This window comes from Paracoccus sp. (in: a-proteobacteria), from assembly GCF_047973135.1.
GTDB lineage: Bacteria > Pseudomonadota > Alphaproteobacteria > Rhodobacterales > Rhodobacteraceae > Paracoccus.
The window spans coordinates 1-1,503 of the sequence record NZ_JBKEBL010000216.1; the positions used below are offsets into that span (position 1 = coordinate 1).

Consider the following 1,503-nt stretch of genomic DNA (forward strand, 5'->3'; position numbering starts at 1 on the left):
ATTCGCGAAAGCCTTGGCCTCATCGACTTCGCGGATGTGTCCGAGGAAGCCCGCCGCTTTCTCAGCCTGCCGAATCCCGAACCGCGATCCCGCAAGGCCCTAACCTCTCCAGCACCATCGGGATCGTCCGACGCGGCCCGCCGCCTCTGGCGCATGACGCAACCGCTGGCCGGCTCAATAGCAGCGACCTACCTGCGCAATCGCGGCATCATCGATCTGCGCGAACCCGCCAATCAGCGCTTCCATCCGACCTGCTACTGGCGTCCCGAGAGCGGTGGACCGACCGAGACCTGGCCCGCGATGATCGCGGCTGTCACCGACCTTGATGGCAAGATCACCGGCGCACATCGCACCTGGCTGAGGCGTGACGGCTCCGGCAAGGCACCTATCGATCCACCGAGAAAGGCGATGGGAGACCTGCTCGGGCATGGCGTCCGGTTTGGGAATGCGCAGGATATCATGGCGGCAGGTGAGGGGATCGAGACCATCCTCTCGCTGCGTCAGGCACTGCCGACGATGCCGATGATCTCGGCCCTTTCGGCCGGACATCTCGCCGCCATCCTGTTCCCACCGCATTTGCGCAGGCTCTATATCGTCCGCGACAACGATCCGGCAGGTGACAGCGCACGCGATAGCCTGATGGACCGGGCGCACGAGGTCGGGATCGACGCCATCACGCTCTCGCCCATGCTGGGGGATTTCAACGACGATCTCAGCGCCTGCGGTCTTGAGGCGCTGCGGGCGAAGAACCGGGTACAGATCGCCCCGGAAGATGTCAGCCGGTTCATGATCTCGTGAATGCGCCGGAACAGGGAATGTGATCGGGCATCGGTTCCGTCATTGGCAGTGGCGGCCACCTCCATCGGCAGGGGACCGCGCCTTGGCCTTCTCAGAGGGCGAGCGGCCCACAAGCGCCCCGGCCCGGCAATGGCGGCACCCGACTGATTTCCGTCGGCGGGCACGCCCGCCTTTACAGCGCGAAGCACATCAGCCGGGCTGTGCCATCAAGGCCCTCGCACAGGGCTCGGGCTGCCAGACCGGAGCGCCCGTGGGCGTGTCGTCGCCATGAAGGCCGCGACGGTCGCGGTCCAGCCGAAGGACGCATCCCATGTATGCCCATGACGATTTCGAACCCGATCACAGCACATCCCCGACCGGCCGCATCATCGAAAACCTCGAACTCTACGGCCACCACCCCGCCGAGGGCGAGGCCGATCCCCGGATCACGCCCGAAGATCTGACCATCCAGACCGCCGTCGCCGATATCTTCGAAGCGCTGATCGCCACCATGGCCGATACCAGCCTCGATCCCGATCTCGATGAGATCAAGTGGTCCAACGTCAACAGCTTCCACCGCGCCGCCGAGCGGATCGCTCGCAAGCTGGACGATAACGAGCAGGCCCAGAACCTCCTTCAGCGCGAACAGGAACTCACCGAGGTCAAATCCGTCCAGCTGGAAACCCTGATCTGCATCGGCCAGAGCCTGCTGGATCGCCAGAACAG

General features: G+C 64.7%; 1 protein-coding gene and 1 pseudogene. Both read left to right on the plus strand.

Going from position 1 to position 1,503, the window contains the following annotated elements:
* The coding region (locus ACK5L9_RS16370; RefSeq protein WP_416912526.1) for a toprim domain-containing protein at window positions 1–798 on the plus strand (798 nt) is incomplete at its 5' end.
* A 310-nt stretch (window positions 799–1,108) separates the two neighbouring features.
* Window positions 1,109–1,503: pseudogene (locus ACK5L9_RS16375) on the plus strand (hypothetical protein); the annotation flags it as partial.